This is a genomic window from Flavobacterium ginsenosidimutans (assembly GCF_037478105.1).
In the GTDB taxonomy this organism is placed as follows: Bacteria; Bacteroidota; Bacteroidia; order Flavobacteriales; family Flavobacteriaceae; genus Flavobacterium; species Flavobacterium ginsenosidimutans.
Map to the genome: position 1 here is coordinate 1,292,422 of NZ_CP147988.1, position 13,063 is coordinate 1,305,484.

General features: G+C 33.2%; 12 protein-coding genes. 4 read left to right on the forward strand and 8 right to left on the reverse strand.

Annotation, left to right across the window (positions count from 1 at the left end; all coding sequences use genetic code 11):
- Window positions 1–38 precede the first annotated feature (38 nt).
- From V6624_RS05805 to V6624_RS05825, 5 genes are read right to left on the reverse strand one after another with little or no spacing between them, the layout of a single operon-like run.
- Window positions 39–1,502 carry a UDP-N-acetylmuramoyl-L-alanyl-D-glutamate--2,6-diaminopimelate ligase gene (locus V6624_RS05805; RefSeq protein WP_111284666.1) on the reverse strand — a complete coding sequence of 488 codons (1,464 nt, stop codon included), beginning with the start codon at window positions 1,500–1,502 and terminating at the stop codon, window positions 39–41.
- Window positions 1,499–3,505, reverse strand: a complete 2,007-nt coding sequence (locus tag V6624_RS05810) for a penicillin-binding protein (RefSeq protein ID WP_111284664.1) — start codon at window positions 3,503–3,505, stop codon at window positions 1,499–1,501. The genes V6624_RS05805 and V6624_RS05810 overlap by 4 nt, the downstream gene beginning before the upstream one ends.
- Window positions 3,496–3,843, reverse strand: coding sequence for an FtsL-like putative cell division protein (locus V6624_RS05815; protein WP_008467159.1), 348 nt, complete (start codon window positions 3,841–3,843; stop codon window positions 3,496–3,498). The genes V6624_RS05810 and V6624_RS05815 overlap by 10 nt, the downstream gene beginning before the upstream one ends.
- Before the next feature lie 21 nt (window positions 3,844–3,864).
- On the reverse strand, window positions 3,865–4,773 hold the full coding sequence (gene rsmH / locus V6624_RS05820) for a 16S rRNA (cytosine(1402)-N(4))-methyltransferase RsmH (protein WP_204251663.1): 909 nt from the start codon (window positions 4,771–4,773) through the stop codon (window positions 3,865–3,867).
- On the reverse strand, window positions 4,748–5,221 hold the full coding sequence (locus V6624_RS05825) for a division/cell wall cluster transcriptional repressor MraZ (protein WP_111284662.1): 474 nt from the start codon (window positions 5,219–5,221) through the stop codon (window positions 4,748–4,750). The genes rsmH and V6624_RS05825 overlap by 26 nt, the downstream gene beginning before the upstream one ends.
- Before the next feature lie 378 nt (window positions 5,222–5,599).
- On the opposite strand from V6624_RS05825, the gene V6624_RS05830 reads away from it, so the two are divergent.
- Window positions 5,600–6,364 (forward strand): alpha/beta fold hydrolase, encoded by a 765-nt coding sequence (locus tag V6624_RS05830; protein ID WP_111284660.1) that lies wholly within the window; start codon window positions 5,600–5,602, stop codon window positions 6,362–6,364.
- Window positions 6,365–6,407: 43 nt separating this feature from the next.
- Window positions 6,408–7,028 (forward strand): ribosome biogenesis GTP-binding protein YihA/YsxC, encoded by a 621-nt coding sequence (gene yihA, locus V6624_RS05835; RefSeq protein WP_111284658.1) that lies wholly within the window; start codon window positions 6,408–6,410, stop codon window positions 7,026–7,028.
- A gap of 909 nt (window positions 7,029–7,937) precedes the next feature.
- Here yihA and gldC read toward each other — a convergent pair.
- Complete coding sequence (gldC, locus tag V6624_RS05840) at window positions 7,938–8,270, reverse strand: gliding motility protein GldC (RefSeq protein WP_162614920.1); 333 nt, start codon at window positions 8,268–8,270, stop codon at window positions 7,938–7,940.
- The gene (gene gldB / locus V6624_RS05845) at window positions 8,270–9,226 is read right to left on the reverse strand and encodes a gliding motility lipoprotein GldB (RefSeq protein WP_111284653.1); all 957 of its coding nucleotides are present in this window, start codon (window positions 9,224–9,226) and stop codon (window positions 8,270–8,272) included. Before gldB ends, gldC begins: the two co-directional genes overlap by 1 nt.
- A gap of 99 nt (window positions 9,227–9,325) precedes the next feature.
- Here gldB and nadE point away from each other — a divergent pair, with 99 nt between their 5' ends.
- Window positions 9,326–10,132, forward strand: coding sequence for an NAD(+) synthase (gene nadE, locus V6624_RS05850; protein WP_338841258.1), 807 nt, complete (start codon window positions 9,326–9,328; stop codon window positions 10,130–10,132).
- Window positions 10,133–10,224: 92 nt separating this feature from the next.
- On the forward strand, window positions 10,225–10,854 hold the full coding sequence (locus V6624_RS05855; protein ID WP_008467169.1) for a response regulator transcription factor: 630 nt from the start codon (window positions 10,225–10,227) through the stop codon (window positions 10,852–10,854).
- Between the two features lie 96 nt (window positions 10,855–10,950).
- On the opposite strand, the gene dnaG is transcribed toward V6624_RS05855, so the two are convergent.
- Complete coding sequence (dnaG, locus tag V6624_RS05860; RefSeq protein ID WP_338841259.1) at window positions 10,951–13,023, reverse strand: DNA primase; 2,073 nt, start codon at window positions 13,021–13,023, stop codon at window positions 10,951–10,953.
- Window positions 13,024–13,063 lie beyond the last annotated feature (40 nt).

Genomic DNA, 13,063 nt, shown 5'->3' on the forward strand with positions numbered 1-13,063 from the left:
ATTCCAATTCTGTGGTATTTGAACTTAAAATTTTATTATTATTTATTTAGTTGCTCTAAAATCTCTTTTATTGTTTCCATATCATCAAAATGGTGACGAACACCATTTATTTCCTGATATGTTTCGTGTCCTTTTCCTGCAATTAGAATGATATCTTTAGGCTGAGCCAATTGACAAGCTGTTTTAATCGCCTGTTTCCTATCTGTAATTCGCAGCATTTTTTTGTAATTGTGAGGCTCAACTCCCTGCTCCATTTCATCCAAAATAACTTCTGGATCTTCATTTCTTGGATTATCCGAAGTCAAAACTGCTTTATCACTTAAGTCTGAAGCAATCTTCGCCATTATTGGACGTTTTGTTTTATCACGATTTCCTCCGCAGCCAACAACAGTAATTAACTGCTCATTTTTTGTACGGATATCATTTATCGTTTTCAAAACATTTTCCAATGCGTCTGGCGTATGTGCATAATCTACAACAGCAGTAATTCCGCCATCTGAAACGATGTACTGAAAACGACCCGAAACACTTTCTAAATCAGACAGTAAACGTAACGCTTCAAGGCTATCAATTCCTAACTCTACTGCAGTTCCGTAAATTGCTAAAACATTGTATGCGTTGAAAGTACCAATCAGTTTTACCCAAACTTCATTGTCGTTAATTTTCAACAATAAACCTGATAATTGGCTTTCTAAAATCTGAGCTCTATAATCAGCATAAGATTTTAAAGCATAAGTAAGTTTTTTTGCAACCGTATTCTGAAGCATTACGGATCCATTTTTATCATCAATGTTTGACAACACAAAAGCTGATTTTGGAAGTGAGTCAAAAAATGATTTCTTAACATCTCTATATTCAGCAAAAGTTGGATGATAATCCAAATGATCGTGAGAAAGATTCGTGAAAATTCCACCCACAAAATGCAAAGCCTCTGTACGTTTTTGATGGATTCCGTGAGAACTAACTTCCATAAAACAGTGCGTAACTCCAGCTTCAACCATTTCATTTAAATAATGATTTATGGTTAAAGAATCTGGCGTTGTATGCGTTGCTGGATATTCCGTTTGATCAACTACAATTTTTACAGTTGATAATAATCCAACTTTAAAACCTGCTTTTTGAAACAACTGAAACAATAACGATGCAATTGTTGTTTTTCCGTTTGTACCTGTTACTCCAACTAATTTTAATTTTGCAGACGGGTCTTCAAAATAATTAGCAGCCATAAAAGCCAAAGCTGTATTGGTATCTTTTACCTGAATATATGTTACATCAGCAACAGTATTTGCGGGAAGCGTATCACAAATAATTGCTTTTGCTCCTAACTGAATTGCTTTTTCAATATAATCATGTCCATCAGAAAGTGAACCGCGAATTGCCACGAAAATATCATTTGCTTCTACTTTGCGTGAATCAAATTCAATTTTCTGGATAGCAACGTCTGTTGAACCTTTTACAGATTCAATAGCTACTTTATATAATATGTCTTTTAATACTTTCACGATAATTCTAATACGATTGTTGCGTTCTTGCTAATACTGGTTCCCGCTTGAATCGATTGATTCTTCACTTTTCCCATTCCATTTACTTTTACTTTCAAACCTAAATTCTCCAGTAAAGCAATTGCGTCCATTCCAGGCATTCCTTTTAAATTAGGAATCTGATTTATTTTTTTATTTGCTTCAGCAGTATATTTATCATAACTAGCTTCCTGTTTTTGAATCTTAGAATCTAATTTTTTAATTTTATTTGTTGAAGGCGCATCTGTAAAAATCTTTTGCGCGATTCTTTTGAAAACCGGTCCTGCTACATCTGCTCCATAATAATTGTTTTTGGCTGTATTTGGTTTATGAACCACTACAATACATGAATACTTTGGATGATCAGCTGGAAAATACCCCGCGAAAGAAGAAGCATAATACATTCCTTCTCTTCCTGCGTTACCATAATTTACCATCGCCGTTCCCGTTTTTCCTGCCATCGAAAAATCTTTTGAATACAACTTAGAACCTGTTCCTTTTTTCACCACATTTGCCAAAACTGCTTTCACTTTTTTAAGTGTTTCTGGCGAACAAATCTTAGGATTTATCACTTCTGTATCAAACTTTTTAATGGTTTTGTTCCATTCTTTAATTTCCGACACAAATTGCGGTTTTACCATTACGCCATTATTTGCAACTGCATTATACAAGGCTAAAGTCTGCATTGGCGTAACCGAAACGTTATATCCAAAAGCCATCCATGGAAGCGTAGTTCCTGACCAATGTTTGTCTCCAGGCTGCGGAATATATGGTCTTCCTTCTCCTTTAAAATGCAATCCTAATGGTTTATTCAAACCTAATTCATTGATATGATTCACAAACTTAGAAGGATTACTTTTGTAATTCTCATAAACTGCCTGAACCATTACTGTATTTGACGAAAGCTCAAATCCGCGTGCTAAAGAAACTTTTCCGTAACCACCTTTATGCGAATCACGAACAGCTCTTCCATAATATCTGATTTCCCCGCCATGACTATCGTAAACTGTACTTGTATCAGCTACTTTATCTTCTAAAATAGCCATTAAATCAACTAATTTAAAAGTCGATCCAGGTTCGTGAGATTCGGCAACCGCGTAATTTGTCGTTTCGTAATAAGAACCATCTTCTGATCTTCCTAAATTTGAAATCGCTTTTATATAACCTGTTTCCGTTTCCATTACTACCACACAACCGTGATCTGCTTCGTAATCTTCCAATTGTTTCAACAAAGCATGGTGCGCAATATCCTGAATAAAAACATCTATTGTCGAAATTACATCGTATCCGTCAATTGGATCTACTTCGTTTACATCACGAATAGGTTTCCATTGCCCTTTTGCGATTTTTTGTTTTAGAATTTTACCGTCTTTTCCGTTCAAATAACTTTTAAAAGCCCATTCAATTCCTTTTCCAACTTCCATTCCTGTAGCTGGATCGATTTTATCATAACCAATAGTTCTTTCAGCAATTTTGCCTATCGGATGTTTTCTAACTGTTTCTTGCTCAACAATAATTCCGCCTTTAAAAGCTCCTAAATTGAATAATGGAAAACTTTTTATTTTCACATATTCAGTATAACTCAACTTACGAGCGATTAAATAATATCGATTTTTATTTTCGCGCGCTTTTCTTAATTCTTTTTCGTAATAACCTGATGGTCTGTCCAAAACAGTTTCTAAAGAATCTGATAATTGTTTTACATACTTCTCAAAAGTTTCCTTTTTTGGTGCTTTTGCGTCAAAACGAATTTCATAATTCGGGATTGATGTTGCCAATAAACTTCCGTCTGCAGAATAGATATTTCCTTTGTTGGCAGGAATTATAAAGTTTCTAACTGTACGTTGTTTTGCCAGTTTTCTATAGTAATCTCCATCAACCCACTGAATATTGGTTAATTTAACGACAATAGCAATTGCCATCAAAAAGATGAAAACTGCTACGAGGTAAATTCTGTAGGATATATGTTTATCGTCTACTGCCATATTCTTTTAAAGAAACTTTTTTCTTCTTCTTTTTTAACTTCTATTTTCACTGGAGGAACCGTCGACGGAAAAATTTGTTTTTCTAACATTTTATCCGAAATGGTTGACTCCATTTTTAACTTCATCAATTCTGAACGTCGATCTACAAATTCTGATCTTAGCTCTTTTACTTCATTATTTAATTTCGCGATTTCAAAAACCTTTTGTTCATATCGCTGTGTATTTGCAATCATCAAAATGGCCAGCAGAATTATAAAGACAATAAATCGCCAATTTTTTACTGCATCTTCATGAATCAGGAATCTTGCTTTTAATATGCTAAATACGCCACTTTTCATTTTTTCCTACCTTAATATATATTATAGCTTTTCTGCGACTCTTAATTTGGCACTTCTTGCTCTATTATTAATCTTGATTTCTTCATTGTCTGGAACAATCAGTTTTCCGATCGTTTTGAATGGAACTGAAAAGTTTCCGTAAAAATCTCTTTCTGGTTCTCCTTCAAACATTCCGTTTTTAATGAATCTTTTTACCAATCGATCTTCTAAAGAATGATAAGAGATTACAGAAAACCTTCCACCTGGTTTTAAAATCTCCAATGATTGCTCAATAAATTCTTTTAGAACATCCATTTCCTGATTAACTTCGATTCTGATTGCTTGATAAATCTGAGCCAATACTTTATTTCGAACTTTCTCTGGCAAAAACTTTTTCAGAACTTCTTTCAATTCTTCAGTCGTTTTGATTGGATAATCTTTTCTCGCCTCCACAATTGTTCTTGCCAAAACTGGTGCGTTTTTCAACTCCCCATAATCAAAAAAAACACGACGTAAATCCTGTTCTTCATATTCGTTAACCACTCGATAAGCATTTAAATCATTTCTTTGACTCATCCGCATATCTAACTCGGCATCAAATCTTGTTGAAAAACCTCTTTCAGGAACATCAAACTGATGTGATGAAACTCCTAAATCTGCCAAGATCCCATCTACCGATTTTACTCCGTGAAAACGTAAAAATCTTTTTATGAACCTAAAATTCTCATTTATCAAAGTGAACCTTTCGTCCGGTAATGCATTAGCAAGCGCATCTTCGTCTTGATCAAATGCAAATAGCCTTCCGTTTGGCCCTAATCTTTTTAAAATCTCTTTTGAATGACCACCGCCTCCAAACGTAACATCTACATACACACCATCAGGTTTAATATTTAAACCATCTACTGTTGGATGAAGCAAAACCGGATTATGATATTCCATCTTCGTCGTCATTAATATTTCCCATTACTTCTTCGGCTAGATCTGCAAAATCCATATCTTCGCCGCTTATTGATTTCTCGTATAAATCTTTGTCCCAAATCTCAACAATATTAACCGCAGATGAAAAAACCACATCTTTAGAAATACTCGCAAACGTTACCAAATCTTTTGGAACAAGCAATCTCCCCAATGCATCAACCTCAACCACTTTAACACCAGCAGTAAACCTTCTAATGAAATCGTTGTTCTTTTTTACAAAGCGATTAAGCTTGTTGATTTTTTTCATCATAGCATCCCATTCTACCATAGGATACAACTCTAAACACGGCTGAAAAACAGAACGCTTCAAAACAAATCCGTCTTGAAGAGAAGGCGTCAATTGCTTTTTTAAAGGTGCAGGCATCATTAGCCTTCCTTTAGCATCAACTTTACATTCATATGTTCCAACAATTGTGTTCAAAAAAAACTAGTTAACATGTTATACAGCAAAAATATAAAAAATATTACCACATTTTACCACTTTATACCACTTTGTTAATAAGTTTAACCACTTTGCTACCACTTTCCATAATCAACAATCAATCAATACGTTAACTATTAATTAACAGATTCTTAAATACGTTATTCATTCAAAAAAATAATGCGCTAATTTTCTTAAAAAATTGAGTATTATGCACATTTCTTAACATTTGAATATTTTAACAAATAGTGGTTTAATTACTGATTTTTAATCATTTATAAATTCTACTCAAATTATCTAGTTAAAAAATTGCATCAAAAATTCATTTTTGTTGAATTAACCCTATATTTGTCGAAATTGAAATTGGCATTAGATTAGATGGACAAACACTATAAAAAAGAAGGCAAATACAGCTATTTTGAAGCTGGAGAAGGAACTCCAATCGTTATTCTTCATGGTTTAATGGGAGGTCTAAGTAACTTTGATGGTGTAGCACAATATTTCCCGACAAAAGGATATAAAGTTGTTATTCCAGATTTGCCGATATACACCCAAAGCATTTTAAAAACGAACGTAAAAAGTTTTGCGAAATACGTAAAAGACTTTATCACTTTTAAAGGTTTTGACAAAGTAATTCTTTTAGGAAATTCTCTTGGAGGACATATTGCCTTGTATCACACAAAGCTTTATCCTGAAAAAGTTGCAGGACTTGTAATCACTGGAAGTTCTGGACTTTACGAAAGCGCAATGGGAGACAGTTATCCAAGAAGAGGCGATTATGAATACATCAAAAAGAAAGCTGAAGATGTATTTTATGACCCAAAAATCGCAACTCCTGAATTGATTGATGAAGTTTACGCTACCGCTAATGACCGAATCAAATTAATCAAAACTTTGACTATTGCAAAAAGCGCAATACGCCATAATATGGCCAAAGATTTGCCAAAAATGGACGTTGACACTTGCATTATTTGGGGTAAAAATGACTCTGTAACGCCACCAAATGTTGCAGAAGAATTTGATAAATTATTGCCAAATTCAACTTTATATTGGATTGACAAATGCGGGCACGCAGCAATGATGGAACACCCAGAAGAATTTAACGAAATTCTTGAAAAATGGCTTACTGAAAAGAATTTCTAGCCATTAAATTTTATTTTTTAAGGAGGTTTTAAAACGAAGGAGTATGAAAATTAACACCGCCGAATTTATTGTCAGCAATTCTGATGCATCAAAATGTCCAAAGGAGTTTTTGCCAGAATATGCTTTTATAGGAAGATCAAATGTAGGTAAGTCATCTTTGATAAATATGCTTACCAACAATAAAAGTTTAGCAAAAACATCTTCAAGACCAGGAAAAACACAATTAATTAATCACTTTAAAATCAATAATAATTGGTTTTTAGTTGATTTACCTGGTTATGGTTACGCTAAGGTTTCAAAAAAAACAAAATCAATTTTTCAACAGTTCATTACCGATTATTTCGAGAATAGAGAACAATTGGTTTGTGCTTTTGTTTTAATTGACATTCGTCATGAAGCTCAAAATATAGACATCGAATTTATGTCTTATATGGGGGAAAGCGAAATTCCGTTCTGTATTATTTTTACTAAAGCGGATAAAATCGGTAAAACAAAAATAGATTCGCATATTGCAGCTTACAAAAAGCAAATGTTTGCTAATAACTGGGCCGAAATGCCTCAGTATTTTATAACCTCATCGACAGAAACAATCGGAAAAGATGAAGTTCTGTCTTATATCGATCAAGTGAATCAGGAAGTTTTTAAAAATAATTCAGAATTTTAAATTTTTAAAAACTCACAATATTAAAATCCCAAATTCCAATTGCAAACTTGGAATTTGGGATTTTTTTTATTTTAAAATTTTAAAATTTACGCTCTGCTTTCGAAGTTTCTCTTAAGTGTTCTTCTAAAATTTAAAGCTCTCCATTCTTTATAGATTAAAAACTGATAAAGAATATAAAATAAAGAATTAAAGAACCAGAAATCAAGGAAAAACGGTTCAGTAAAAACTACCGAGTCACTATTTCCAGACAAGAAAATACCTGCACTGCTTGTTAAATAAATAATTAATCCATTGCAGAAATAAAAATAATCATGCTTGACATTTTTTAAATTCGATATAATAAAATAGAATGCGTAAAATAAAAGCGGAATTGATGTTATTGCAATTTCGATCAAATTAAATTCCCAATAAAGCGAAGGTCGTTTATAATATTGACATCCTAAAAAAAGCAACACCGAAACAAACACGATTATCATAATTTGCTTGAATATCTTATTTGAAAAACTATTGTAGAAAAATAAGTTTAATGTGACAAACTGAAAAATAAAATAATAATGGGAAAGGAAAAAATTCGAATTAGGATAGAGAAATCCAATGATATTACAGAGGAGTTCAACGCAAAATAAAAGACCTAAATAGATCGTAATCATACGATACATTACATCTCTGTTTTTACATGTGGCAGAAAACCTTATGGCATTAGCAAGTAAAAAAAACAGCCCTATAAGACTTACAATAAAAGGAAACCACATATTATTTTTTCTTAAAACGATATTGGAAAAATACCTTTTTAAGATTTAATTACAAAATAGAATTCCAATTTATTTTAAAACAATAAAAAAATCCCAAACTCCTCCCGAAGTCTCGGGATAAGATTGGAATTTGGGATTTCATTTATTTGAAATGTAACTATTTCGTAAGCTCTAGTTTTTCTGCGAAGTAATCACAGAAATCTTTCATAGTATCAGACATTTTTTCGTCGTCTGTTGCACGTTTGAAAGTATCTGACATTGCAACTAAAGTCTGATGAAAGAAAATCTTCATTTCGTCTACCGGCATATCTTTCGTCCACAAATCGATACGCATTGTTTCTTTTACTTTGCTGTCCCAAATAGACAACATGATCGCTTTAGCTTCTTCCGCTTGCACTCCTCCATCTTGAGCACTCCATGTTAGTTTTTCTGGAACGCGGTTTTCGTCTAATTCTATATTGAATTTAATCTCTGAGTTTATATTTGCCATTATTTCTTAGGTTTATATTTTGATTTTTCGAAGATTTCTTTTGCATCAATTTTAAATAATTCTGCCAAAGAAACATTGCTATTATTTTTCATGTAAGAACGTACCATTTGCCATCCAATCCAAGTTCCTACTCGTCCTGGAGAATCATTATCTATTTCTAAAAAGAATTTAGAGAAAGGCGCTGGAGCTATAAATCGTGTTCTCAATTTCGGATCATCACTGTAAAGCATTTCATTTTCTATGAAATAACGCCACATATAAGCTTCATTTTCTTCACACCATTTAATTTGTTCTGGAGTATATCCTATTTTTTCTGCATCTGTATATTCAGGAAGAAGCAAATCTTTTGCATAAAGCTGTTTCCCTTCAAAAACCATCTGAGCAACTAAACTTTTATCCAATGAATTTGGAATATTTCTATAAGAAAAACTAGAAACCACATCTGGCATAATCTGTCTTTCTTCGAAATTTTGTTTTAAATAATTCGGGAACTCATAAAACTTATGATCTTTTCCTAAATAAAGTTCCAAAGCAACAACTACAAGACTATCTGCATAAATTGCTTTTGCACTATAGTCCATTTCTCCAATAACTGTAATTACTTTAGGAATTTTAGTTTTAGGAAAATAATATTTTATGTGTTGAAAAAGTCCGTCGAACTCTTTACGAACAGGTTCAAAATTGCTGTATTTTTTCTGAACTTCGTCGTAAACTTCTCTCCAGATCGGATCATTCATTTTCTGAATCCAAATATTGTCATCGTTTCCAGGAAAGAAAAACGGATATTGCTTTTTTATCTTTGCAAGATCTTGAGGTTTGGTTTCAAAAAACACTTTATCAAAACGTTCTACTTTGATATCAACTGGAATTTCTTCTACTTCTTTTTCAACCTTACTTTTTTGATCACAGGACAAAAAAAACAGGCATAGAACCACTGCAAAGCGATAAATTTTCATTTTATTTTAATTAGATTTGTGTTATCAGAATTTTAAGTAATTGCATACTCAAAATAATTCTGCAAATATACATCCCTGTATCTTAAAACTTAAACTATTATGGCTAAAAAAAGCACAATTCAGACAGAAAAGGTAAATACGCATATTGTAGAGTGGTTAAAAAATTATGCTACTAGTGCAAAAGTAAATGGTTTTGTAATCGGAATCTCTGGAGGTGTAGATTCTGCAGTAACTTCAACTTTATGCGCACAGACAGGACTGAAAGTTTTATGTGTAGAAATGCCAATTCATCAGGCAGAAAGTCAAGTAAATAGAGCCAAAGAACATATTGAACAACTTAAGAAACGTTTTCCAAATGTTTCTGATGTTCAGACAGATTTGACAGGAGTTTTTGAATCATTTAAAAGCGCAGTGCCTTCAACAGCTGACGAAGCAAAAGTAAATTTAGCTTTAGCAAATACGCGTGCACGAATCAGAATGACTTCTTTATATTATTTAGCTGGAATTCATGGTTTACTTGTTGCCGGAACCGGAAACAAAGTAGAAGATTTTGGTGTAGGTTTTTACACAAAATATGGAGATGGCGGCGTCGATTTGAGTCCAATTGCTGATTTAATGAAATCTGATGTATACGCTTTAGGAACATTTTTACAAATTCCGCAGTCAATTTTAACAGCTGCTCCTACAGATGGATTATTTGGCGATAATCGTACAGATGAGGATCAATTAGGTGCAAGTTACGACGAATTAGAATGGGCAATGTTAGCCGCGGAGTCAGGAAATACGGCATCTGACTTCGAGGGGAGAGAAAAATCTGTCTTTGAAATTTATAAAAGATTAAACACCAGCAACAAGCATAAAATGGATCCAATTCCAGTTTGTTTGATACCAAAAACGTTAAAATAATAGATTTTAACATTCTCTGCGAGTTATTACAGAATTTATTTATTAATTTTACCACTCCAAAAACATGAACAATTCTAAAAAAGGTAAAAATTATGATTAAAGTATGTCTAGCAGACAATCATCCTGTGACGCACTTTGGCGTTAAGTCTTATTTTAAAGACCACGATCAAATTTCAATTGTTGCCAACGTAGGCAATTTTTCAATGGTTAGAGATATTCTTCAGACGAAGGAGATCGATATTCTAATTCTAGATTTAGAGTTAGAAGGTCTTTCGAGTATCTTTGAAATTAAATCTATCCTGAAAAATTTCCCAAAAACAAAAATTGTTATTTTCAGTGATCTTGCTGAGCAAATGTACGCTCCAAACGCAATTAAAGCAGGAGTTTCTGGGTATGTACACAAAACAGAAAAACTTGAAACATTAGGTCATTCTATTATTAAAGTACACGAAGGAAAAATTATCATCAACGAAACAGTACGCAAAAACATGGCACTTATCGCTAAACAAAGTAAAAGCGAGCGTCTGTACAGAAAACTTTCAAATCGTGAGATCGAGGTTTTACGCTACTTAAGTGATGGTAAGAAAAACAATGAAATCTCTAAAATCTTAAATCTGAACGAAAAAACGATCAGTACTTACAAACTGAGATTATTAACTAAATTAAATGTTACTAATTTAGTTGACTTAGTAAATAAAGCTAAGACTTTAGAAATTATTTAATTACAATCTCGACTACCTTAATTTTAAGCAAATCGAAAACCTTTATAAAAACTCTATCTTTCTTGATTCATCAAATAAGATAGAGTTTTTTTCTTTTTAGTGATAAGGCACCACTACTCGGCCTAATTTCTTCGAAAAATTATTCAGCAGTTTAGAATAATCGACAACCATACTCAAAACTTCAGAATTGTCTTCCTGCGGATCATTGAGCAGCGAATTTTTTAATTCTGCAATAATTCCAGAAACCAAATACCATCGCATTGAAAAAATTGTATCCGAAACATTCAACTCGATAGTTTCCGTTTTATGTTTTGGATAAATATTCTGTCCTTCCCAATTATGAATGGTTAACCTTTCGTCTTCCATCAAAATATTGGTTACTTCCTGAGCAAATTCGGGCTCTAAATGCATTAAATATTTATCTAAACTAAAAGTTTCATTTTGGTTATAGAAGTCAATAATATTATTATAAATATTCTTAAACAAAGCATTTGAGAGTTCTACCTCATCTTCCTGCAGACTCAAATAAATTTTTTCAAATACTTTATATTGTCGTTTCTCAGAAACCTCTTTTACATTTCCTTCTTCATCAGCTTTTAAGAAAACATCTTCAAAATTTTCAACTACGCTTCCGTACAATAATAGAATTTCTATAATTTTCCTTTCAAAACCATATAAAATATCTACTTTTTGAGCTTGCTCTTGCGGATAATATCCTGGATCGCCTGGATAATCATAACCTTCGGGCGGCCCTGTTCTTGGATCTTCTGGATCTCCTCCCGAAAAAGTTCCTGCTTGCGGAGGCTGGTTTCTATGAACTTCAAAAGGTTTTTGCTCTTGTTTCTGCTTTTTATTCGCTTCAGCTATATCTTTTTGAATCAACTGCGCCAAAGTACTCGTCAAGACCTGTTCCGAAATATCCATAATTCGAGCACATTCCTGAATATAGACTTCACGCTGAATACGGTCTGGTATTTTAGAAATACTCGCAACCATATCACGAATCAAATCGGCTTTTTTTATTGGATCGTTTTTAGCTTCGCCCATTAAAATCGAAGCCTTGAACTGTATAAAGTCTTTGCTGTTATTTTCTAGGTAAGCAACTAAATCGTCATGCGAATTTTTTCGTGCAAAACTATCTGGATCTTCTCCGTCAGGAAAAGAACAAACTCTTACATTCATTCCTTCTTCCAAGATCAAATCGATTCCTCGAATAGAAGCTCTTAAACCTGCCGCATCTCCATCAAAAAGAACGGTTATATTTCGCGTCAGACGATTTATTAAACGAATCTGATCTGGCGTTAAAGCTGTTCCAGAAGAAGCCACAACATTTTCTATTCCAGCTTGACTGAACTGAATCACATCGGTATAACCTTCAACCAAATAACAATTGTTTTGCTTCGCAATAGATTGTTTGGCATGATAAATTCCGTAAAGGACTTTACTTTTATGGTAAATATCGCTTTCTGGCGAATTCAGGTATTTTGCGGCTTTTTTATCGTTGGTTAAAATACGTCCTCCAAAACCTAAAACACGACCCGACATACTTTGAATCGGGAACATGACGCGTCCTTTAAATCGGTCAAAAGGACGGTCCTCTCTCGCAATTGTTAAACCTGTACTTTCTAGAAATTCTAATTTATAACCTTTCCCTAAGGCTTCTTTCGTCAAAGCATCCCAAGTTTCTGGAGAATATCCTAAATTGAATTTTTTAATAGTTTCATTCGTAAATCCTCTTTCTTTAAAATAAGACAAACCAATTGCCTTTCCTTCTTCAGAATTTATTAAAACATCTTGAAAATATTTCGCTGCAAATTCAGAAACCAAATACATACTTTCACGAAGATCTGTATTGGCTTTTTCTGCTTCAGTCTGCTCCGTTTCTTCAATTTCGATATTGTATTTTTTGGCTAAATAACGAATGGCTTCTGGATAGGTAAATTGCGAATGTTCCATTAAAAATTTAACAGAGTTTCCTCCTTTTCCTGTACTAAAATCTTTCCAGATTCCTTTTGCCGGAGAAACCATGAACGAAGGAGAACGCTCATCTGAGAATGGACTCAGCCCTTTAAAATTACTTCCTGCGCGTTTTAAATTGACAAAATCACCAATAACCTCCTCTACTCGAGCAGTTTCAAAAACAGAATCTATGGTATTTTGTGAAATCAAAGTGTTTTAAATTTTAAAAGTTGAGAGCTAGCAAAAATAC

What these genes read in the sequence shown, in the direction of transcription:
- V6624_RS05855 (WP_008467169.1), top strand. Translation starts at nt 10,225, where the DNA reads ATGATTAAAGTATGTCTAGCAGACAATCATCCTGTGACGCACTTTGGC.
- gldC (WP_162614920.1), bottom strand. Translation starts at nt 8,270, where the DNA reads ATGGCAAATATAAACTCAGAGATTAAATTCAATATAGAATTAGACGAA.
- V6624_RS05830 (WP_111284660.1), top strand. Translation starts at nt 5,600, where the DNA reads ATGGACAAACACTATAAAAAAGAAGGCAAATACAGCTATTTTGAAGCT.
- gldB (WP_111284653.1), bottom strand. Translation starts at nt 9,226, where the DNA reads ATGAAAATTTATCGCTTTGCAGTGGTTCTATGCCTGTTTTTTTTGTCC.
- rsmH (WP_204251663.1), bottom strand. Translation starts at nt 4,773, where the DNA reads ATGACGACGAAGATGGAATATCATAATCCGGTTTTGCTTCATCCAACA.
- V6624_RS05810 (WP_111284664.1), bottom strand. Translation starts at nt 3,505, where the DNA reads ATGGCAGTAGACGATAAACATATATCCTACAGAATTTACCTCGTAGCA.
- nadE (WP_338841258.1), top strand. Translation starts at nt 9,326, where the DNA reads ATGGCTAAAAAAAGCACAATTCAGACAGAAAAGGTAAATACGCATATT.
- V6624_RS05815 (WP_008467159.1), bottom strand. Translation starts at nt 3,843, where the DNA reads ATGAAAAGTGGCGTATTTAGCATATTAAAAGCAAGATTCCTGATTCAT.
- yihA (WP_111284658.1), top strand. Translation starts at nt 6,408, where the DNA reads ATGAAAATTAACACCGCCGAATTTATTGTCAGCAATTCTGATGCATCA.